Below are 19,740 nucleotides of genomic sequence, written 5' to 3'. Positions count from 1 at the left end.
CGGTCGTCGATCTGCTCGAGGACGCGCTGCGGTCCACGGTGTTCAGACCCCCGGCGAAGTCAGGTACGCAGTGGTCCACGACCGAAGAGACCAGGCCGAGGGCGCACCACTGCCGGATAGTTTCGTACTTATGTGGACATCTCACGGCGAGTTGGCACGCGGATCGGATCACCCGGTGGTGGGCTGGGGTCATGCACGTGCAGGCCGTGAAGACGGGCGGGATCGTGCCCTCGGTGGTCCTGGTGGGACCCGATGGCGAGCCGGTGCCGTCGGTGACCCGGTTCCTGCGGTACGTGCTGGATTCCGGCCGGAGCCCGAACACGGCGCTGGCGTACGGCTACGATCTGCGCTTGGTGTTCGAGTTCTTCGCCGAACGCGGAATCGATTGGCGCGAATTCCGGCCGTCACTGGCCCTGGAGCTGCTCGGATGGCTGCGGCGACGACCGGTGCGTGGGCCGGCGCAGCCGGCTGGGCCTCTCGTCCGTCGGGTCCGGCGGGCGGCTGTTGGTGCCCTCGAGTGTGGCGCGAGTGCTGGCCGCAGTATCGAGTTTCTACGACTGGGCGATCGTCGCCGAACTCGTCACCGGCGAGAACCCGATGCGGCGCCGTCGTGATGTCGCGCTGGCGATGGTCGCCGAACGGCACCGCCCCTTCATGGGGAATGCGAGTAGGCAGCAGCCGGTCAGCCGGGAGGTGCGGGTCCGGTTGCCGCACCGGTTGCCACGTCCGATGAGCGGGTCTGAGGTGACTGCGCTGCTGGAGAGCATGACCTGTTTGCGGGATCTGACGATGGTGCTGTTGATGCTCGACGGTGCCCTGCGGCCGGGAGAGGTGCTCGGGCTCCAGCTCGGCCATATCGCCTACGGCCGACGGCGGGTCACGATTCGTAAACGAGACGACCATCCGCGGGGCGTGCGGGCGAAGTCCCGGCACGAACGGGTCGTCGACCTGCTCGAGCCTCGCACGTTGGATGCGGTCAATCGGTATGTGCTCCATGAACGTCCGGTCGACGCACCGAGTCCGTTCGTGTTTCTGGTCGGGGGCTGGGGCGCTCGTCGCTGCGAGCCGCTCTCGTATGCCGCGCTCGTGCGGATGTTCGCCCGGCGGCTGGACACGCTCGGGATACGCACGGTGGACAAAACCCCAAACGCCCTGCGGCACCCACGCGACAGCGATGTGGGAGGCGGGGATGCGGGAGTTGGCGTTGCAACGACGCCTCGGACACGCCTCACCGGAGTCGACTCGGATCGACACCCGGGTCTCCGACCAGCAGGTTCGTGACGAGTACGCGGCCGCGCTGCGGGATCGCCGATGACCGGGCCGGCAGCCGCTGGACCGGTACCGGTCCAGCGCCGCCACGTCGATGAAAGCGAATACCGGGTGTGGGTGGACGCGCACGTTCCCCACCTGCCGGCCCGGTGGGAGCGAATGGGTGCCTATCGGCGGTTCGTCGAGCGGTGGCCGAACCTCGAGGCGTGGTTCGAGCAGCCACTGCTGGTGCGCTTGGGATTTGTCGGCGAGGGCATGCGATCGAACGGGCGCACCGACTCGCATCGCGCCAGCGGATACCTGGTGTATCTGTCCATGGTGCAAGGGGTTGGCCTGGACTTCGACTTCCTTCTCGGCCGAAAGTACGCACGTCTGCTGGACCGGCGCAGCGGCAGCACCGGCCTCGGCGTCGATCTCCTATTGTTCGAGCAGTGGGTCGCGCGACTGACCGAACTGGGCCACGCCCCGGCCAAGGCACGGAACAGTCTGACGTGGTGCCTGGGCCGGGTCATGCTCCACCGCGGCGACCCCGACATGACCGCGATCACCGCCGCCGATCTGTTCGCATTCGGGTCGGCCATCCGCGACTTCGCCGCACGCGACGATTTCAATGTTCTGCGCCGGACCCTGTTCGCGAACGGCCAGTTTCACGATGATCCGGACGCCAACCGCGGGTTCCTCCGCAATCACCTCGCGAACCTGCACGCCACCCATGTGCTGCTGTACAACGTCGGCCAGGTCACGGCAGCACCACGCATCGGCACGCGAACGATCGAAAACTGGACCGACCGACTGCTCCCCGAACCGTGCCCGCCCAAGATCCGGGCGGTCATCGAGCGATACCTACAACTGCGGCTCGACGCCAAGCTCGATCGGCCGCAGACAGTTCACAACGCCCGGCAGGCTTTGCGCCGGTTCGTCAACTGGCTCGGCGAGAATCACCCGCAGGTCAGCAGTTTCGCGCAGGTCGATCGCGCGACCATCGAAGAGTACATGCGGTGGCTGCCGACCTGTCCGAGCCAACACACCGGTCTGCCGCTGGCGACGACCACGGTCAAGCACGAACTCAACGCGATCGCCGGGTTCTGCCGCGACACCGCGGTCTGGGGATGGGCGGAGGTGCCCGGACGACCGTTGCTGACCCCCCGTGACACACCGCGGCGTCCTGAGTCGATTCCCCGGTATCTTCCGCAACACGAACTCGATGCGATCATGACCGCGGTCGACGACCTGGCCGACCCGCTGCAAAGGGCCGCGCTGTTGTTGCTGCGGTGGTCCGGGGCCCGACGCGACGAAATCCGCCGACTGACCTGGGATTGCCTCGACACCTATCCGGGCGGGCATCCACGGCTGCGGATCCCGGTCGGCAAAGGCCGCACCGAACTGATCGTCCCGCTGCACCCGGACGCCGCCACGGCGCTCGAGCATGCCACCAGCCTGGCCCGGGCACAACGCTCGATCGCCCGGATCGACGAGGTCACCGGCCGCCGGGTCGATTACGTGTTCGTTCGGCGCGGCAAGCTACTCTCGGGCAAAACCCTCTTCGACGAGGCATTCCGCACCGTCTGCGCGGCAACGGGTCTGGTCGACGACCGAGGATCCCCGACCGTCAGTGCGCACAGGTTTCGGCACACCCTCGGCACCCAGCTCGCCGAGGGCGGTGCCCGCATCCAGACGATCATGGCAATACTCGGCCATCGCAGTGCCACAATGTCCATGATTTACAGCCGCATCTCCGATCCCGAGATCCGGCGCCAATACGAGACCGCCCTCGCCGACGGGCACCGGATCGCCGGCCCGGCCGCCGACGCCCTCCTGCACGACGCTCTCGACGACGACACCGTGGACTGGCTGAAGACGAACTTCCTCAAGACCGAACTCGAACTGGGTCACTGCCTGCGGCTGCCCGCCGAGGGCCCGTGCGAGTGCGACCTGATCCTCACCTGTCCGAAGTTCCTCACCACCACCGAGTACGCGCCGCGGATCAGGGCGCGCCTGGCGACCGAGCAGGTCCTGATCGATGACGCCCGCACTCGCGGCTGGGACCGGGAAGCCGAACGGCACGAAGCGACCTGCCGGCGGCTGCAGCACCTGCTCGACGACCGCGAAACCCGCTGAGGTTCAGAAATGCTTGGGGCACAACAAGTCCGACTCCACTACCCAGTCCTGTTGCGCGAGCCAGCCCCGCACCGCCGCCGGGATTTCGTCGGTGCCGGAATCGGTGCCGGTGACCAGCGGACCGTCCCCACACCGGGAGCAGCTGACCACCAGGACGTGGCCGTGGGGCTGACAGCGGGCGCAGTGCCGGGCCTCGCGCAGGTCGCCGAGATCGCCGAGGTGCAACCAGACGATGGCGAGATCGGCGCGGTGCGGGACGAGATCCCGGCGGGTGGCGGGCTCGTATCCGCAGGTCGGACAGGCCGACGGTCCGGTCGCCGGTGACGAAGACGCAGCAACAGGCGGCGGGGACGTCCTGTTCTCGGGTTGCGGGGTGTCCGGGGTGCGCGTCTCCGGCGGACGAGACGGGAGATGGCGGTAGAGGGTCGAGCGGGTCAGCCCGGTCTTGTCGGTGATCTCGGCGATGGTGGCGCCGCCGGCCCGGAGTTGGGTGGCGTAGGCGAGTTGGGCGTCGGTGACCACGCTGGGCCGACCGGTGCGTCGTCCCTTCTCGGTGGCCACGGTGCGGGCATGGGCGGCCCGCTCGAGCGCGTAGGTGCGTTCCATCTGCCCGAACAGCGCCAGCAGCACCACCGCCAACTGCCCCATTGGGTCGTCCGGGTTCGTCGAGTCGATTTTGATCGGATCGGCCAGGTTTCGGAATCCGATGCCGCGCTGGTGCAGGTCGTGGATCAGGTTGAGGGTGTCGCGGACGGTGCGGCCGAGCCGGTCGAGGGTGTGCACCACGATCGCATCGCCCTTGCGGGCGTAGCCCAGCAGCGCCTGCAATCCAGGACGTTCGGTGGTGGCCCCGGACTTCTTGTCCACGTAGATGCTCGCCTGGTCGACCCCGGCCTTGCGGATCGCGTCGATCTGCCGCGTCAGGTCCTGCTTGCTCGTCGACACCCGGGCGTACCCCAACTCCATGTGACGAGAGTGCCGAAAGTTAGGTCTGTGCGATGTTGTGACACGGAACGTAGAACCAATTTTCGAGCTGCTAGCTGGGCTTTTGTTTGTATCCGGGACGGGCTCGATGGACCGCAAGGACGGGCTCGATGGACCGCAAGAACGGGAGCGGCAGGTATCACTCGGATCGACCGCCCCTGGGGCCTGGTTGGCGATCGTGGCCTAGAATCTATTTTCGTATTACGATAATGGGCATGGCTGAGGAGACGATCAACGGAGCGCCCGTCACGGACGGGATGATCGAGAAGTGGGCAGACGAGGCCGAGGCCGGTTACGACGTCGAAAAGTTGCGCAAACGCGGCCGGCCGACCGTGGGGGACGGCCCCGGCGCGGTGGTGCCGGTACGGATGGACGAGGCATTGCTGAAGGCATTGAACGCCCGTGCCGAGCAGGAGCATGTTTCCCGCTCCGAGGCGATTCGAGAAGCGGTGCGTGCCTGGACCCAGGTCGCGTGAAGGCGCATAAATCCGCGCTCAAACACGGGATCAGCGAAAACGATGGCATCTACGCGGCAGTGCATCATGTATATACCGCTGGTCTGGACGACGACAACCCCGCGCGCGAGTTCCGGCTGGGTTTCGACCCGAACGGTCGGCTCCTGGAACTGGTTGTCCTGCGCTTCGACAGCGGGAACGAGCTGCTCATTCATGCCGTGAAGGCTCGCTCGCAGTACTTCGACCTCTTGTAGCGATCGCCGCGAGGCCGGTGCGAGAGCCTCCCCTGGAGGCGGACGGTGCGGCCGCCGGTCGAGGGTGTGCACCACGATCGCATCGCCCGTTCGAACGTAGCTGCAGTTCGGGACGTTCGGTGGTGGCCCCGGATTTCTTGTCCGCGTAGACGTTCGCCGGGGGGTTGATCCCGGCTTTGGTGAGCGCGTCGATCTGCCGCGCGAGTTCCTGTTTGGGCGTCGTTATCCGTGCGTACCCCAAATCCATCTCCAGGGGCGTACTGAAAGTCAGGTCTGCACGAAGGTTGTGACACGGGATTGTGGAATTAACTTGTGAGACGCCTCGACCTGGGTTTTTATTGGATCCGGATATGGTCCGGGCGGCGTCTCATTTCCAAGGTTCTCTCGGGGTCCGACGCGACTGCGGCCGGGAGCCGACCTCGTATGTGCATGCCAAGCGTCGTCGGGCGAGACTCTAGTGTGGGCCACAGGTGTGGGTCTAGTGGTTACGCCCGTCGGGGTGTGGCCGGTTGAGGCGGGTCATCAGCTCGCGGTTGGTGGCTCGTGTGGCGTCGAGTTCGTCGTCGCGTTCTGCGAGTTGACGGCGTTGTTCTGCGGTGTGTTGTTCGAGCTCGGTGATGCGGCGGTGGAGCCGGTCGATGTCGTCTGGGGGACCGAGGCCGGACTCTCGCCACGCCTGCTCGCCGAGTTGCTCGGACAGGCGTTGGCGGAGTTGGGTGTTTTCGTGAGACAGACGGGTGATGCGGTCGTGGGCGTTGGCCAGGTCGGCGATGAGTGACGGCCGGCTGGCACTCGGGCCGCCGGTCCTGGTGGTGGTTGGTTCGGCGGCTTTGACGAGCACCGCGGCGTGCAGGTCGCGGTGACGGTAGAGGAAGCTGCGGTTCACCCCGGCTTCTCTGAACTAAGGATTATGGTGCGTTTGTGAGGTTTTCGGACGTTGCGTGTTCGGCACGCCGAGGTTGACGGAGTCGTTGTCCGAGCGCCGGTCGATTTGGGCGAGCTTGTCGTTGGCTCCGGCGAGGCTGATCCGGAGTCCTGCGACTTCGCCGAGCCAGCCTTCGTGTTCGGCTTCGGCGATGCGGGCGATCAGATTGTCTCGGATCTCGACAATGCGTTGCCGTTGGCCGGGTTCCGGCCAGTGCATGCTGCAACGTAGGCAACTGTGCTCGTGGACACATGGTGTTCCGACCGCGCGCCCACAGATTCCTGTGGAGACCTTGCGGCGCTCGAAGTGGCCAAGGAATTCCTGCCATTCGGCATCGGTGGGGACGCGGTATTCTTCGGTGGGCCGCATGGCCCGCCGTCGGGCAAGGAACGCCAGATGAGACTGGATGGCTTCGTCCGGATAGACAGCTTTGTAGCCCATGGTGATGTTGATGTCGCGGTGGCCGGCGATCACCTGGGCGATATGCGGTGGCAGCCCGCTCATGATCGCGTCAGTGATGAACAGCCTTCGGAAATCATGGGGCGTGAATCGCAATGGCTCATCAGTTGACGGGTCGGTAAGTCTGGTGCGGACCAATGCGGCGGCGAGAATGTCGCGAACGACGTCGGGGCTGATCCTGCGGCGCTCGGCGCCGAATCGGCGCTGGAACAACAACGGCGACGGTGGCAGCCATACGCATTCCTGCCAGTCGTAGGAGGCGATCAGTGGGATCTTGCCGGTGTGGTCGCGGACCCGGTGGATGACTGCGCTGAGCACGTCCGCCAATTCCGGCGAGACCAACAGGAGTCTCTCCTCGTCGGTCTTGGATGGGACGATCTGTAGCAGCGGCACCATTTCGTCGGTGGTGGGAAGGCGGTATTGCACAAAGCTGTGGTGCGAGAGTTCCAGCAGCTCCTCGACCCGGATGCCGGTGGCCCGCAGAACTTCAACGATCGCCCAGGCCCAGAAGGCGTGATCTTCTTCGAGTTCGAGGTCGCGTCGCTTGCCGGTGACGGGGTCCTCCGCCCAGACCTTGCCGCGGATGGCTTTGTGGCCGGTGACGGAGCGGATCAGTGTCTGCCCGGCTGCGGTGAACGGCTCCCCAGGCTGGGTATGGCGGGCTGCCTGCAGGAGCATCTCGGTTGCTTTGCGGTGCTCATTGACGGTGCGCACCAGGGTCGGCAGAACGGGTAGCCGTTCCCGGGTGCGGGCATCCATACGGGATTTGCGGTGCCGCTGGAGCTTTCGCCTGTTCGCCTCTTCTTCCTTGATGGGGCAGGGAACCGCCCACTGGGCCCAGCGGCCCGGGTCGTCGACGGCCCACTGGGCCAAGTCCAGGTAGAACGCCCGGATCGGGATCAGGCACTCCCGATAGTTCAGCCGTGGGACGTCGACGGTGACCTTCTCCCCGGTCTTCGCCGTAATCGTCTTCTGTTTGGTGCGCAGTCGTTGTTTCCAGGCGGCGGCGACCTCGTCGGGCAGGCGGAGGCTGTCGATGCCGGGATGGTGGATCTCCAAGTCCTTCCAGAATCGCGCCCCCAACGCGCACGCGAGGCCTTCCATGCTGGAGTAGTCCAGCGACGGCTGACGCTCCCGCAGATAGTCCACCAGCACATCACGGATCGGACGGCAGACGAGGCCGTATCGGTCGATCAGTTCCTCGGGTGTGCGCGGTCCAGCGGTGCCCTGAATCGCCCCGGGTCTGTCGGAGGCTCTCAAACCTGTGAAGGATGGAGAGCATGGCAGCACCACGGAAGTACAGCGTTGAGCTGAAGGAACGAGCAACGAGGATGGCGGTCGAGGCCCGCCAGGATCCGGCGACGCGGCCGGGAGCGCTCAAGCGGATCGCCGATCAGCTCGGTGTGCATCCCGAGGCGCTCAGGACCTGGGTCAAGCAGGCCGAGGTCGACGGCGGCGTGCGCCCGGGCACCACTACCAGTGATGCCGAACGGATTGCCCAGTTGGAACGGGAGAATCGCGAGCTGCGGCGGGCGAACACGATCCTCAAGCAGGCCTCGGCTTTCTTTGCGGCGGAGATCGACCGCCCACAGCGCTGATCGTGGAGTTCGTCGCTGCTCACCGCGACGAACACGGAGTCGATCCGATCTGCGCGGTCTTGCGCGGTACGGCCGCCCAGATCGCTCCGTCCACGGTCCGAGCTCACCTGAGCCCCCAGCGAACCGAATCGGCACGTGCGGTGCGTGACCGCGAGGTTCTGTCCCGGATCCGGGGTGTTCATGCCGACAATCTCGGGGTGTACGGGGCCCGCAAAGTGCACGCCAGTCTGAAACGAGAAGGGATGTCAGTGGCCCGGTGCACCGTGGAACGATTGATGAAAGCCGATGGGTTACGGGGAATATTACGGTTGAAAGGGCGGAAGACCACGCACGCTGACGGGGCCGAGACTCCGCGGCCGGCGGATCGGGTCCAGCGGCAGTTCGTCGCCGACGCGCCCAACACGTTGTGGGTGGCGGACCTGACCTACATTCGCACTCATTCGGGGTGGGTGTACGCCGCGTTCATCCTCGACGTGTTCTCCCGGATGATCGTCGGTTGGCAGGTTTCGACGTCGATGCGTACCGACCTGGCCCTCGACGCCTTGGATATGGGGTTGTGGGCTCGCCGACGGGTCGGCCAGGACGTCGCCGGATTGATTCACCATAGCGACCGCGGCGTGCAGTATCGAGCGGTGCGATACACCGAGCGCCTCGACGAGTGTGACGCAGTGTCTTCTGTTGGTTCCAAGGGAGATTCGTATGACAACGCGATGGCGGAGGCGTTCAACTCGTTGTTCAAGGCCGAGTGCATTCGCAATCCCGTGATGCGCCCGCACGGGGGCTGGCGAGGCCTTGGAGACGTCGAGTGGGCGGTCGCCGAGTACATCGACTGGTTCAATCACCGCCGCTTGCACGGCGAGATCGACCACGTCCCACCCGCAGAGTACGAGACCGCCTACTGGTCGAATCACACGGCGGCCGACTACCGTGAGACACCGGTCCTCGCTGAGGCCGGAACCAGATAGCCGAGCCTCCGTAGAACCCGGGGCGATTCACCCCGTACCTCCCGCAGCGTCGACGGCGAGTCTGGGCCGACGACACCTGCCGTGCGCAGCAGCCGGTAGAACACGGCGGCGTCCCCGGACACCGATGCCAGCGTGTCGAGTTCGACGTCCAGCAACTCCAGGACGTCCCCGACGGTGACGTCGGCCAGCAGGCCACCCTTGGCCGCGATGATCTCGGCGGCGCGATACAAGGTGTGGCTGTTGGCGATCGAGGAGACGTGGGGATCCGCGTCGCACAGGATCCGCAGCCTGGCGAACCCGTCGGGGTCACGCGTCTGTGCCAGGTGACGCACCAGGCTTCCCGGGCCTGTCGCTTTGGCCACCAGCCAACCCAGCGCGGGGCGCACGAGATCTGCGCTGATCGCCACCAACAACGCCGAGGTCAGCGCTTCCAACCGCCATTCGGCGACCAGGCCGTGCTCCTGCAGCCATCGGGCCGGGATCTTGCGCCATCCCGCGCCTGCGGAGTCGGCTCCGCTGGCAAGCCAGCGCTCCTGCCAGGTCCCGCCCGGCTGGGCCTCCAACCAGTCCAGCAGAAACGTCAACCCTCGGAGGCGGATCTTCTGGGTGTGGGCGTTGTCCACCACAAAAGGTGCGCGGGTCAATCGATCCCACACCGCGTCGCGGCTTTGACCGGTGGCCGGCCAGGTCCCCGGAGAAGGCCGGGCCGGGAAACGAATGCGGGCCGCGTCCCGCCCTGTCGGCGGTCTCCCGGCCAGTAGGCGCGCTTCATCAACTGTGGCGGTCACGACACGCCATTGCCGAACAGGGCGTCCAGCGTCTCCGGCCGGTAGCCGGGCGCCGGGGCCGGGCGGGCCCGCTCAACCGCCCGCCGAGTCTGCTCGGCGTGGTGGGCCAGCACCCGCCGGATCACATCCTCCTTGCGGGGCGTCAGGTAAATCTGAGTCGTGGTCAACTGAGCATGACCAAGGACGAATTGGACATCGGTCAGCGGCAAGGCCGGGTCCTCGGCCATCCGATAGGTCGCCGTGTGCCGCAAGGCATGCAACGTCACCGAGGTGCCTGCCTGCTGGTTGACTCGCTCGAACATGCGGTGCACGGCGTGATAGGTCAGCGGCCGGGCAGGACGTCGCAGCGTCCACCACAGCGGCTGCCTGCGTCCCTTGGGGATCAGATCGGCCATCTCCACCTGGTAGAGCCGCAACCACACGAACGCGTCCGTGGACGCCGGCAGTTCCTGCAACTCGCGGGTTCCCTTGCGCACCACCGTGATCAACTGCCGCCCTGGATCCACTCCCGCCAGCGTGGTCGACAGCAACTCCGACGCCCGCGCCCCCGTTGACACGTAGAAGGCGATCAGTGCCCGGTCACGATGCGACGGCAGCCGGGCGAAGATCTCGTTGAACTCGCTGTCCGGGACGCTGCGCGGGACCCGGCGGGGCACTTTGGGCCGATACCGCCCGCTGCGCTCGTTGCCGTGCTGCTCCATGGGATTGTGGTGCGCGTGCGCCCGACCGGCGCGGCGGGACCGGTCCAGCGGGAACGGGTTGATGATCGGCCCGGTGCCCGCATCTCGGTGAAAGTCATAGAACGAGCGCAGCACCGTTTCGGAATGCGCACGCACCGACGGCGCGAAGGCTTGACCACGAGCCGGTTTCGATGACAGGGCCGCTCCAGACGCGCGCCAATGCGGGCGAGGCTGCTTCCCTGCGACCTGCATCCATCTGCAGAAATCACGGGCTTCGACCCGAGTCGCCCGGTCCCACGCGACGCCGGTGTCGGACCACAGGAACCGGAACCATCGCAGCAGATCCATCCCATACGAACGGAGCGTGGACTCCGCTCGCCCCGAGGCCAGCAGATCCCGGAAGTAGGCGGTGACCGCCACCACGGGCACCCCATCAGGATCAAGCAGCTGATAGGGCTCGTACCGATTGCCCGTCGCCTCCAGCCGACCCGACCGAGGAACCAGCAATTGGGCCAAATCCCGCTCGGGCTCACCGTCTCCGATCATGAGCGGAGACAGTAATGCAAGAAGCCGTTACATGCCCGTTGAACTGGGAAGACTTTCGTATTAGTTCAGTCAATAGGGCGAGGCGGGCGATCGCGGAGACGGTGATCTCGTCACCCAAATGCGCAGCCTGCTCGAGCGCGGCGAGGACGCGTTGTCGGCATCTGGTGCTGTGGGCCTGCCGGGCGGCGGCGATGGCGTTGGTGTTCACGGTCTCTCCAGTGGCTTGCCGAGATCGGGCTGGCGGTTGATGCTGGGCATGCCCAGGCCGGTCACCTGGCGGGTGCGTCGCACTGCCGAGATGGCCGTGGCGATGTCGGCTTGTTCGGCGGGGGTGAGCTGTTCGAGATGTTCTTCGACTCGGTGCACGAGGTCTTTGACCCGTCGGATTTCCTCTTCTGAGGGCAAAGCTTCTGTCCTGGCCCAGTTTTCGAGATCGGCGGTGGCCAGTACGCGTTCGCGGTCTCGGAGTAGGTCATGCAGGTATGCCTTCAACTCGGGCAGATGGGAGGGATCGGTGTGGAAGTGGTCGCAGCCGACGCAGCGGAACCGGAATGGGCAGGCGCCACCCCCAGCTTGGACGTTCGAGGGTTCGCGGCAGGTGCCGTAGGGCACCGAGACTTGGCGGCACCGAGGACGTGACGCTGATGACCCGCCTCAACCGGCCGCTTCGTACCTTCGCGCAGCCAGGGTTGGCTGATCGCGGTGAAGTCCAACCGTCCGCGATGGCCAAACACGGACATCGCCCAGATGTCCTTGGCCTGTTCGGCTTCCAGTTCGTCCTCGTGTGTCGAGGCGGCCAGCGCACCAGCCGGCAACGCGCGGGCATCGCAGAGCTGGGCGAGGATCTCGGGCGGCAACGCCCGGTGTGGGGCCGGCCGGTCCGGGCGCCGGGGAACGTCCTCGCGGCGGAGCGCGAAGTCGTCGGGCAGCCCGCCGAGTGGCTCGCCGGCCCGGGTCAGGCCGAGTAGTCGCATTTGGCGTAGCGCGTGATGGACCTTCCGGCAGCCCAGGGATCGGGACAAGGCGCTGATCTTGTCGCAGTGCTCCAGGTGGGCGAGTCGCTGCAGGAACATCTCGATGTCGTGGCGGCCGAGCGCGCCGATGATCAGGCCGTGGTCGCTGCGATGGATGCGCAGGCTCTCCGAGAGCCCGGTCAAGGCCGCGACGTGAGCTCTCAGCACTGTGGTGACTCCGTCGCCTCGACGGCGTATCAGGTCTTGTATCGCCCACCGCTTCGTACCTTCGCGCAGCCAGGGTTGGCTGATCGCGGTGAAGTCCAACCGTCCGCGATGGCCAAACACGGACATCGCCCAGATGTCCTTGGCCTGTTCGGCTTCCAGTTCGTCCTCGTGTGTCGAGGCGGCCAGCGCACCAGCCGGCAACGCGCTCACCTTGTCACGTCCTCGGTGCCGCCGCGGCCGACGGCTCGGCCTACCCGCTCGACCGCCGCCCGCAACCGCTCCGGTGCGGGGTGGACATACACCTGGCTCGAACTGATCGAGGCATGCCCGAGGAGCTCTTGGACCTCGTCGATGCTCCCGCCGGCATCGAGGACGTTGCTGGCGAACCCATGCCGCAGCGCATGGGGGTGCACCGCCCGATCCAGACCCGCGCGGCGGGAGGCCGCGGCCAGCAGTGCATTGACCGCACCGGGAGTCATCGGCGCGCCGATTGGCGCACGGAACAGGTTCACGAACACGAAGTCGCTCTCCCACGCCCCGGCCTTCGTGGCCCGCTCGGCGACATACTGGTCGTGGGCCTGCACCACAAGGGAATCCACCGGGACGATCCGCGAGTGCCGCGACTTCGCCCACGCGCCATTGATGTTCTGTCGCCGCACCACGTGCAGGTGCGATCCGGGGAAGCTGCAGCCCAAAGCCGATGAGTCGAGCAGGAAGTGGACGTCCTCGCGCCGCAGTCCAACCACCTCGCCGCGACGCAGACCTGCCAGCGCGAGCAGCAGCATCAGCAGCCGGTCACGCGCCGATCGACACGCCCGCAACAGCAGGAGGACGTCGTCATCGCTGGCCCGGCCGGGCCGTTGCCTGACAATCGGAACCCGGTGCCGGGCCCTCATCCGCAGCCTCCAGGCGCCGTCCTCGCCGCGCGCCTCCGCCGGCAGGTCCTGGCTATCGGCAAGCTCGTACAGTTGACCAAGCACTCCTCTCGGAGCGTCGCCGTGATCCACCGCGAAGGCCAGGAACCCCCGCACCCCCGCGAGCACGCAGTTGATCCGCCTCGGTCCACGCACCACGATCGTGCCCACCCCGCCGGCCGTTGCCCCTCCTGGCTGCGACGGGGAGTGGCGAAGCCACAGCACGAACGACGGCATCTTCCCCGCCGCGGCCTGCCAGTCCTGCCCCGTGGCCGCGCACCACGACAGATACAACGCGACAGCGCCCGCATACGACTTGGTCGTGGACTCGGCCCCATCACGCCCGAACCTCACATACCGCAGATATGCATCCGCCACCGACATGACCAGCAGGTCCTCGTCGATCACCGTCCAGTACCGCGTTCCAGAGGGCATCTGCACCGGAAAAGCTCGCATCGTCGTCATCTCCCTTGTCAATCATGGCCGCCACAACGACGACCACCTGACCGACACGCGGAGAGAACCCGTTGTCCACCAAGCAAGTGATCAGCTAGTGCCACAGTGCGCGACAAGTGATCGGACCCCGAGGGAACCAAGGAAATGGGACGGCGAGCGAAGGCTGGTTGCGGTATCTCCGCTCGATCAATCCGTTATCTGCCGGATGTAGAGCAGCCTGTCATCGGCTTCGATTGAGTCCACCTCGGGTGTTCCGCTGCGCAGCAACTGTCCGTCGCGCACCACACCGAGGACGATGTCGGGCAGCTGCCGCGGTGAATCGCCGACCTCGCCGGGTTCGACGGCGCGTTCGGCGATCGCGAATCCGGTCTCCGGGGTGAGCAGGTCCTCGATGATGTCCACCACGTTCGGGGTGGTGGTGGCGGCGCCGAGGAGCCGGCCGGCGGTCTCGGAGGAGACGACCACGGTGTCGGCGCCGGACCGGCGCAGCAGGTGCACGTTCCCGGCCTCCCGGACCGAGGCGACGATCTTCACCTCCGGTGCGAGTTCGCGCGCGGTGAGCGTCACCAGCACCGCGGTGTCGTCGCGGCTGGTGGCCACGACAATCGACGACGCATGCTGCGCCCCGGCCAGTCGCAGGACGTCCGATCGGGTCGCCGACCCGTGCACGGTCACCAACCCCTGCCCGGTTGCCGTCTCGAGCACCGCCGGATCGGTATCGACGACCACGATGTTCGAGGGGTCGGCCCCGTCACCGAGCATCGCGGCGACGGCGGCGCGGCCCTTGGTGCCATAGCCGACGACGACGGCGTGATGGCGGGTGCGGCGACGCCACCGCTGAATCTTGTAGCTCTGGCGGGAGTTCTCGGTCAGCGCCGCGAGGGTGGTGCCGACCAGCACGATGAGGAAGAAGATCCGCAACGGGGTGACGATCAGGATGTTGACCAGCCGCGCCTGCGCGGTGATCGGGGTGATGTCCCCGTACCCGGTGGTCGAGAGCGACACCGTCGCGTAATACACGCAATCCAGCAGCGAGAGCGGATTCTCCTGCACGTCGCGGTAGCCGACGCGGCCGAGATACACGATCAGCACCACCACCGCCAACGCGGCGAGCGCGTACCCGATCCGCCGGGTGATGGCCCGCCCGGGACTGCCGTGCAGCTGCGGCACCCGCAGGATACCGACCAGCGCGAAGTCGGGGCGTTCGGTGAGCACGTCGGACCCGGCTGAACCGGGCGCGCAACCTACCGGGCATCGCCTCGCCACCTCGTTCTCGTCGCCGGTCTCGGGGCGGAGCCTACGCGCAGACAGCCAGTGGGGCGGGTACCACCCGATACCACTGTGCCGACGCCAAACGTCCGATCCGTTCAGGTGAGCCGGTCGACAGCCCCGCAGTCGAGCGAAGTTGCCCGCGGCGTCGAACCCGGCCTGTGGGAGGCGGCGCCGACGAGCAGGCCCGCCAGCAGCTTGTAGTCGTCTAACGCGACCGCGGGATCGTCAAACAGGTCACTTCAGCGGACGCGGAGGGGTCATGCTTACGCTCCGGTCGGCCGCCGAACGGAAGGTTGAGACGAATGTCCGAGAAGAGCGTGAGGAAAGCGGCACCCCCTGCTGTGTTGACTGTGGGCGCCCGGCTGCTGGTACGCAGGCAGTCCGAGGCGACCACGACTGGGGAGATTGTCGAGGACTACGCCGAACTGACCGACTCCGCGGAACGCGGCCACCACTGGGCGCCGGTGCACCGGTGGGCGGTTGCCCTCGACGACGGGCGACTGGTCTTCGCCGACACCGAAGACCTCACCGCCGATCCCGGCACACGGTGATCCGCGCCGGAGGCCAGGCCTGACCGGCTGAGTAGTCACCTGCAGGTGAAACGGTCAAGCCAGGGAGAGGGCCCCGCCAGCCTCCGTGTCTTCACATGCGGTCCCAAGCCTTCGGCGCGTGGTGGCGCGACCCCTGTTGCGAGAACGCCGCAGCGCCTGAGGTTTCGGTTGCCCGGGTCGGCCGGTCCCTGCGCCGACCCTTGGTGCGGACCCCGATTTCTTCTCGCGTGGTCGCTTCCCGATGTGCGGGATTCGTTGGTTCGGCGGTCGGCTCGTCATCCACGGGCCACGCCCGATCCTTTGGCCGCTGCCATGTCTTGTTCATCTGCCGTTCAGATTGGGGGGCTTCGATAGAGGGGTCCCACGATCGTGGGCACACCGATTCCGACGCTGCGTCGGAACGTATGCAGGAGGCACCTCTGTGACCATCCTCCACTTCCAGCGGACCCGCGTCGCGGCTGTGGCGGTGGCGGCCGGGTTGACCCTGGCCGCGTGCGGTGGCAACGACAGCACGGGCGGCGGCGAGGGAGAATCCATCTCCGGGCCGGTCGTGATCGACGGATCCAGCACCGTCGAACCACTGTCCTCCGCCGCCGCCGAGCTGTTCATGGGCGAGCACCCCGATGCCAACGTCACCGTCGGCACCTCCGGCACCGGCGGTGGGTTCGAAAAGTTCTGTGCCGGTGAGACCGACATCTCGGATGCGTCCCGGCCGATCAAGGACAGCGAGATCGCCGTCTGCCAGTCGAACAACATCCAGTACAGCCCGCTCGTCGTCGCCAACGACGCGCTGAGCGTCGTGGTCAACAACGACAACACCTGGACCGACTGCCTCACCGTGGCGCAGCTCAACAAGATCTGGGCGCCGGGGTCGACCGTCAACAACTGGAACCAGGTCGATCCGTCGTTCCCGGACGAGCCGCTGCAGCTGTTCGGCGCCGGCTCGGACTCGGGCACCTTCGACTACTTCACCCAGGCCGTCAACGGGACGGAGGGCGAAAGCCGCACCGATTACAACCCGACCGAGGACGACAACATCACCGTCCAGGGGGTGTCCGCCACCAAGGGTGCGCTCGGCTACTTCGGCTACTCCTACCTGGAGGCCAACGCGGACAAGGTCAAGGGCGTCAAGATCGACAGCGGCGGCGGTTGCATTGCGCCCTCGACCCAAACCGCGCAGGACGGCACCTACAAGCCGCTCTCGCGTGAGCTGTTCATCTACGTCTCCGACGCCGCCCTGAAGAAGCCGCAGGTCGTCGCCTTCGCCGACTTCTACCTCGGGTCCAACCAGGAGATCGTGGAGGCGGCGAAGTTCATTCCGCTCACCCCCGCGCAGCTGCAGGTTGCGCAGGCCGAGCTCGACGCGCTGAATGCGAAGGCCGGCAACTAAAGTGAGTTCCGGCCCGATCACGGCGGGCTCCCCGGGCGCACGCTCGGGGGGGCTGCCGCCGGTCGGATTACCGGTCGACCTCAGCGCGCAGAGCAACCGCATCGGCGAGCGGATCATCAAGGTCCTTCTCGCCGGTTCGGCGTTTCTGTCGGTGGTCATCACCGCGGCGATCGTGGTGGCCCTGATCGCCCCGCTGTTCACGTTCTTCCAGAACGTGACCATCTGGGAGTTCCTGACCGGCACCACCTGGACGGCCGGGTTCGGCAGCAAGACGAGTTGGACCGACAAGGAATGGGGTGTGCTGCCGCTGGTCGCCGGCACCCTGAGCACCACGATCATCGCCCTGCTCGTCGCGGTGCCGCTCGGCCTCGGTGCCGCCACCTACCTGGCGGAGTACGCCGACGAGCGGATCCGCCGGGTCGTCAAACCGATCCTGGAGATCCTGGCCGGGGTGCCGACCGTGGTCTACGGCGTCTTCGCGCTGACCATGGTCACCCCGCTGCTGCAGGACTGGGTGGGCGCGCAGATCTTCAACAACCTCTCGCCCGGCATCGTGATGGGCTTCATGATCGTCCCGACGGTGGCGTCCCTGTCGGAGGATGCCATGTCGGCGGTGCCGCACGCGATGCGTGAGGGCTCCTACGCGCTGGGCGCGAACCGGATGCAGACCACGGTGCGGGTGGTGTTCCCCGCCGCGCTGTCCGGGATCGTGGCCGCGATCGTGCTGGGCCTGTCCCGGGCGGTCGGTGAGACGATGATCGTCGCCATCGCCGCCGGTAGCCAACCGCAGTTCACCCTCAACCCGCTGGTGGGTGCGCAGACCATGACCGGGTTCATCGCGCAGGTCGCCAGCGGTGACGCCCCGCAGGGCAGCCCGGTGTACTACTCGCTGTTCGCGGTCGGTGCGCTGCTGTTCTTCCTCACGCTGCTGATCAACATGGTCAGCATCACCCTGGTGCGCAGATACCGGCAGGCCTACTGATGACCACGACGTCGGTGAAGAAGACTCCCGTCGATCTCGGGAAGGTTCTCGTCACGGGCAAGCGGCGCAACCGCACCCGTTCGGCGGTATTCGCCGGGATCCTGTGGGTGTGCCTGGCGCTCTCGTGCCTGTTCCTGTTCGCGGTGCTGGCGGTCATCATCGTCGAGGGACTGGCCCGCTTCGACTGGAACCTGATCTCCCAGCAGCCGTCCCGGCTGCACCCGGAAACCTCCGGTGTGCAGTCGGCGATCTTCGGCACCCTGTGGGTGATGCTCGGCACCATCATCTTGGCCATCCCGATCGGTATCGCCGGCGCGGTCTATCTCGAGGAGTACGCGGACAGCACCAAGTGGTGGAATCGGCTGATCGAACTCAACATTCAGAACCTGGTCGCGGTGCCGACGATCATCTACGGCATCCTGACGTTGGCGTTCGTGGTGCGCGGTCCGATCTCGCTGGGCCCGGTGGTGCTGGCCGGCTCGGTGGCCCTGGCCCTGCTCATCCTGCCGGTGATCATCATCACCACCCGCGAGGCGCTGCGCTCGGTGCCGCGGGACATCCGGGACGCCTCCCTGGCGTTGGGCGCCACCCTGTGGCAGACCACCTGGAAGCAGGTCTTGCCGTCCGCGATCTCCGGTATCGCCACCGGCACGATCCTGGCCCTGTCCCGGGCGATCGGGGAGGCCGCCCCGCTGCTGCTGGTCGGGGCGACGGTGTTCGTCACCGTCAATCCCGAGGGCTTCCTGGATCGGTACACGGTGCTGCCGGTGCAGATCTTCAACCTGGTGAAGTTGCCCGAGGAGGCGAATCAGCAGCTGGCGTGGGCCACAATTTTACTGTTGATGGTCATCCTGCTCGCGATGAACGGCCTCGCGATCTGGATGCGCAACCGTTTCCAGCGGCGCTGGTGACCCCGGGGAGGACCCGAGTTTCATGACACGAACGAGGCATGCAGCCATGAGTACCGAAGAAGAGTCGACGCCCGTCCTCGATGCGCAGGACGAGCAGCTGCTCAAGCGAATCGCCCACCACCACGCCCCCCGGGCACCGAAGGGCGGCAGGTCCTACGCCATGATGGCCACCGATGGCCTCGGGGTCAGCTACAGCGGCCTCCGCGCGATCGGTGAGGTGAACCTATCGTTCGCCGCCAACGAGGTCACCGCGCTGATCGGCCCCTCCGGGTGCGGGAAGTCGACCGTGTTGCGGTGCCTGAACCGGATGAACGACCTCATTCCCGGCGCGAAGGTGCACGGCACGGTCACCTACCGCGACATCGACATCAACGACGCCGCGGTCGATGTGATCGAGTTGCGCCGCCGGGTCGGCATGGTGTTCCAGAAGCCGAACCCGTTCCCGAAGTCGATCTACGACAACGTCGCCTACGGGCCGCGCGTGACCGGCATGAAGACCCACAGCATGGACGAGGTCGTCGAGAGGGCGCTGCGTGCCGCCGCCGTGTGGGACGAGGTCAAGGACAAGCTCAAGCAGGACGCGACCGGCCTGTCCGGCGGTCAGCAGCAGCGCCTGTGCATCGCCCGCGCGATCGCCACCGAACCCGAGGTCATCTTGATGGACGAACCGTGCTCGGCCCTCGATCCCATCGCCACGGCGAAGATCGAAGACCTGATCGACGAGCTGTCCGAAAAGTTCACCATCATCATCGTCACGCACAACATGCAGCAGGCCGCCCGGGTGTCGCATCGCACCGCGTTCTTCACCGCCGAGGCCGACGAGCACGGCAATCGGGAGGGCAAGCTGGTCGAGTTCGACATCACCGAGAAGATCTTCTCCGCGCCGGCCGACCCGCGGACCGAGGCCTACATCAGCGGCCGGTTCGGCTGAGACGACCGTGTCCAGACCTGGTGCGTTGACCGCCGCCTGGAGGTCACCGCGTCATGGAGAGGCGGACGAGGAGGCCGGCATCGCCTGCGTGCCGGCCGAAATGTGGGAGGG

20 protein-coding genes, 1 pseudogene and 1 other annotated feature are annotated in these 19,740 nt (G+C 66.7%); of the genes and pseudogenes, 11 read left to right on the top strand and 10 right to left on the bottom strand.

Annotation, left to right across the window (positions count from 1 at the left end; translation table 11 throughout):
• The first annotated feature begins 191 nt into the window (after window positions 1-191).
• From ROP_RS44645 to ROP_RS42085, 3 genes are read left to right on the top strand one after another with little or no spacing between them, the layout of a single operon-like run.
• Window positions 192-614, top strand: coding sequence for a site-specific integrase (locus ROP_RS44645; protein ID WP_007297094.1), 423 nt, complete (start codon window positions 192-194; stop codon window positions 612-614).
• Complete coding sequence (locus ROP_RS44640) at window positions 529-1,281, top strand: tyrosine-type recombinase/integrase (protein ID WP_039951104.1); 753 nt, start codon at window positions 529-531, stop codon at window positions 1,279-1,281. Before ROP_RS44645 ends, ROP_RS44640 begins: the two co-directional genes overlap by 86 nt.
• Window positions 1,282-1,311: 30 nt before the next feature.
• On the top strand, window positions 1,312-3,387 hold the full coding sequence (locus ROP_RS42085) for a tyrosine-type recombinase/integrase (protein WP_148222654.1): 2,076 nt from the start codon (window positions 1,312-1,314) through the stop codon (window positions 3,385-3,387).
• Window positions 3,388-3,390: 3 nt separating this feature from the next.
• Here the strand turns inward: ROP_RS42085 and ROP_RS38130 are convergent, their stop codons facing one another.
• A complete protein-coding gene (locus ROP_RS38130) occupies window positions 3,391-4,353 on the bottom strand; it encodes a recombinase family protein (RefSeq protein WP_012686958.1) in 963 nt (320 codons plus the stop codon).
• A 233-nt stretch (window positions 4,354-4,586) separates the two neighbouring features.
• On the opposite strand from ROP_RS38130, the gene ROP_RS38125 reads away from it, so the two are divergent.
• Both ROP_RS38125 and ROP_RS38120 read left to right on the top strand, forming a co-directional pair.
• Entirely contained in the window at window positions 4,587-4,847 is a 261-nt protein-coding gene (locus ROP_RS38125; RefSeq protein ID WP_007297099.1) for a ribbon-helix-helix domain-containing protein, read from the top strand.
• Window positions 4,844-5,080, top strand: coding sequence for a hypothetical protein (locus tag ROP_RS38120; protein ID WP_007297100.1), 237 nt, complete (start codon window positions 4,844-4,846; stop codon window positions 5,078-5,080). Before ROP_RS38125 ends, ROP_RS38120 begins: the two co-directional genes overlap by 4 nt.
• Here ROP_RS38120 and ROP_RS42080 read toward each other — a convergent pair.
• The 3 genes from ROP_RS42080 to ROP_RS38110 all read right to left on the bottom strand — a co-directional run bounded on the left by ROP_RS42080 (window position 5,034) and on the right by ROP_RS38110 (window position 7,724).
• The gene (locus ROP_RS42080) at window positions 5,034-5,327 is read right to left on the bottom strand and encodes a recombinase family protein (protein WP_007297101.1); all 294 of its coding nucleotides are present in this window, start codon (window positions 5,325-5,327) and stop codon (window positions 5,034-5,036) included. The two genes, ROP_RS38120 and ROP_RS42080, sit on opposite strands and share 47 nt — an antisense overlap.
• Window positions 5,328-5,558: 231 nt before the next feature.
• The gene (locus ROP_RS38115) at window positions 5,559-5,966 is read right to left on the bottom strand and encodes a hypothetical protein (RefSeq protein ID WP_007297102.1); all 408 of its coding nucleotides are present in this window, start codon (window positions 5,964-5,966) and stop codon (window positions 5,559-5,561) included.
• A 15-nt stretch (window positions 5,967-5,981) separates the two neighbouring features.
• Window positions 5,982-7,724, bottom strand: a complete 1,743-nt coding sequence (locus ROP_RS38110; RefSeq protein ID WP_012686956.1) for a tyrosine-type recombinase/integrase — start codon at window positions 7,722-7,724, stop codon at window positions 5,982-5,984.
• 20 nt (window positions 7,725-7,744) lie between these two features.
• Here ROP_RS38110 and ROP_RS38100 point away from each other — a divergent pair.
• Window positions 7,745-9,027 (top strand): IS3 family transposase gene (locus ROP_RS38100; RefSeq protein ID WP_148222641.1). Its coding sequence is split into 2 segments (ribosomal slippage): window positions 7,745-8,033 and window positions 8,033-9,027, totalling 1,284 coding nucleotides; the frame shifts between segments, so codons are not numbered across the junction.
• Window positions 8,023-8,151, top strand: a sequence feature (AL1L pseudoknot). Its footprint overlaps the gene before it by 129 nt.
• Here the strand turns inward: ROP_RS38100 and ROP_RS38095 are convergent.
• The 6 genes and pseudogenes from ROP_RS38095 to ROP_RS38075 all read right to left on the bottom strand — a co-directional run bounded on the left by ROP_RS38095 (window position 8,985) and on the right by ROP_RS38075 (window position 14,847).
• Entirely contained in the window at window positions 8,985-9,671 is a 687-nt protein-coding gene (locus ROP_RS38095; RefSeq protein WP_231869115.1) for an integrase/recombinase, read from the bottom strand. The two genes, ROP_RS38100 and ROP_RS38095, sit on opposite strands and share 43 nt — an antisense overlap.
• Before the next feature lie 140 nt (window positions 9,672-9,811).
• Window positions 9,812-11,041, bottom strand: coding sequence for a tyrosine-type recombinase/integrase (locus tag ROP_RS38090; RefSeq protein ID WP_012686954.1), 1,230 nt, complete (start codon window positions 11,039-11,041; stop codon window positions 9,812-9,814).
• 204 nt (window positions 11,042-11,245) lie between these two features.
• Complete coding sequence (locus ROP_RS42075; RefSeq protein WP_012686953.1) at window positions 11,246-11,533, bottom strand: hypothetical protein; 288 nt, start codon at window positions 11,531-11,533, stop codon at window positions 11,246-11,248.
• Complete coding sequence (locus ROP_RS43445) at window positions 11,530-12,432, bottom strand: hypothetical protein (protein ID WP_012686952.1); 903 nt, start codon at window positions 12,430-12,432, stop codon at window positions 11,530-11,532. Before ROP_RS43445 ends, ROP_RS42075 begins: the two co-directional genes overlap by 4 nt.
• On the bottom strand, window positions 12,429-13,601 hold the full coding sequence (locus tag ROP_RS38080) for a tyrosine-type recombinase/integrase (RefSeq protein ID WP_012686951.1): 1,173 nt from the start codon (window positions 13,599-13,601) through the stop codon (window positions 12,429-12,431). The genes ROP_RS43445 and ROP_RS38080 overlap by 4 nt, the downstream gene beginning before the upstream one ends.
• A gap of 177 nt (window positions 13,602-13,778) precedes the next feature.
• Window positions 13,779-14,847, bottom strand: a pseudogene (locus tag ROP_RS38075) (potassium channel family protein).
• Window positions 14,848-15,166: 319 nt separating this feature from the next.
• On the opposite strand from ROP_RS38075, the gene ROP_RS38070 reads away from it, so the two are divergent.
• From ROP_RS38070 to pstB, 5 genes are all read left to right on the top strand, one after another.
• Window positions 15,167-15,415: a hypothetical protein gene (locus ROP_RS38070; protein WP_012686949.1), complete on the top strand. Its 249-nt coding sequence runs from the start codon at window positions 15,167-15,169 to the stop codon at window positions 15,413-15,415.
• Window positions 15,416-15,836: 421 nt separating this feature from the next.
• Window positions 15,837-16,805 carry a PstS family phosphate ABC transporter substrate-binding protein gene (locus ROP_RS38065; protein WP_007297994.1) on the top strand — a complete coding sequence of 323 codons (969 nt, stop codon included), beginning with the start codon at window positions 15,837-15,839 and terminating at the stop codon, window positions 16,803-16,805.
• Window positions 16,786-17,787 carry a phosphate ABC transporter permease subunit PstC gene (pstC, locus tag ROP_RS38060; protein ID WP_419789318.1) on the top strand — a complete coding sequence of 334 codons (1,002 nt, stop codon included), beginning with the start codon at window positions 16,786-16,788 and terminating at the stop codon, window positions 17,785-17,787. The genes ROP_RS38065 and pstC overlap by 20 nt, the downstream gene beginning before the upstream one ends.
• Entirely contained in the window at window positions 17,787-18,698 is a 912-nt protein-coding gene (gene pstA / locus ROP_RS38055) for a phosphate ABC transporter permease PstA (RefSeq protein WP_007297992.1), read from the top strand. The genes pstC and pstA overlap by 1 nt, the downstream gene beginning before the upstream one ends.
• 46 nt (window positions 18,699-18,744) lie before the next feature.
• Entirely contained in the window at window positions 18,745-19,629 is an 885-nt protein-coding gene (pstB, locus tag ROP_RS38050) for a phosphate ABC transporter ATP-binding protein PstB (protein ID WP_007297991.1), read from the top strand.
• Window positions 19,630-19,740 lie beyond the last annotated feature (111 nt).

It is taken from the genome of Rhodococcus opacus B4 (genome assembly GCF_000010805.1).
Lineage (GTDB): Bacteria > Actinomycetota > Actinomycetes > Mycobacteriales > Mycobacteriaceae > Rhodococcus_F > Rhodococcus_F opacus_C.
This window is presented reverse-complemented; position numbering and strand designations above follow the sequence as displayed.

What these genes read in the sequence shown, in the direction of transcription:
- ROP_RS44645 (WP_007297094.1), top strand. Translation starts at nt 192, where the DNA reads ATGCACGTGCAGGCCGTGAAGACGGGCGGGATCGTGCCCTCGGTGGTC.
- ROP_RS42085 (WP_148222654.1), top strand. Translation starts at nt 1,312, where the DNA reads ATGACCGGGCCGGCAGCCGCTGGACCGGTACCGGTCCAGCGCCGCCAC.
- ROP_RS38130 (WP_012686958.1), bottom strand. Translation starts at nt 4,353, where the DNA reads ATGGAGTTGGGGTACGCCCGGGTGTCGACGAGCAAGCAGGACCTGACG.
- ROP_RS38125 (WP_007297099.1), top strand. Translation starts at nt 4,587, where the DNA reads ATGGCTGAGGAGACGATCAACGGAGCGCCCGTCACGGACGGGATGATC.
- ROP_RS42080 (WP_007297101.1), bottom strand. Translation starts at nt 5,327, where the DNA reads ATGGATTTGGGGTACGCACGGATAACGACGCCCAAACAGGAACTCGCG.
- ROP_RS38090 (WP_012686954.1), bottom strand. Translation starts at nt 11,041, where the DNA reads ATGATCGGAGACGGTGAGCCCGAGCGGGATTTGGCCCAATTGCTGGTT.
- ROP_RS38080 (WP_012686951.1), bottom strand. Translation starts at nt 13,601, where the DNA reads ATGACGACGATGCGAGCTTTTCCGGTGCAGATGCCCTCTGGAACGCGG.
- ROP_RS38070 (WP_012686949.1), top strand. Translation starts at nt 15,167, where the DNA reads ATGTCCGAGAAGAGCGTGAGGAAAGCGGCACCCCCTGCTGTGTTGACT.
- pstC (WP_419789318.1), top strand. Translation starts at nt 16,786, where the DNA reads ATGCGAAGGCCGGCAACTAAAGTGAGTTCCGGCCCGATCACGGCGGGC.
- pstA (WP_007297992.1), top strand. Translation starts at nt 17,787, where the DNA reads ATGACCACGACGTCGGTGAAGAAGACTCCCGTCGATCTCGGGAAGGTT.
- pstB (WP_007297991.1), top strand. Translation starts at nt 18,745, where the DNA reads ATGAGTACCGAAGAAGAGTCGACGCCCGTCCTCGATGCGCAGGACGAG.